Source organism: Herbidospora sp. RD11066, assembly GCF_054661255.1.
Genome location: NZ_BAAGDO010000118.1, coordinates 1 through 278, shown reverse-complemented (window position 1 = coordinate 278; position 278 = coordinate 1). Strand labels below are relative to the sequence as shown.

1 protein-coding gene is annotated in these 278 nt (G+C 40.6%); it reads left to right on the top strand.

Features of this window, described 5'->3' with window-relative positions; all coding sequences use genetic code 11:
* Positions 1-17 precede the first annotated feature (17 nt).
* On the top strand, positions 18-278 hold a 261-nt coding region (locus ACYQ78_RS39510), incomplete at its 3' end, for a poly(A) polymerase (protein WP_459806125.1).

The following is a 278-nucleotide window of genomic DNA, read 5'->3' as shown; positions in this document are numbered from 1 at the left end:
GTGAGAGCAAACTAGGGATTAGTCCAGTCTGGGATCCCAGGACAAATCCAGCTGACCGATATCACTTGATGCCAATCATAACCCCTGCTTACCCTCAGCAGAACTCAACATTCAATGTGTCTATGTCAACAAGAACTATCATGAAAGAAGAATTTGATCTTGGTCTTGAGATTACAAGTGATGCATTGATGGGCAAGTCAACATGGGATGCATTATTTCAACCACCCAACTTCTTTAGCAAATACAAACATTATATTGTGTTAAGTGCCTTGTCAAAC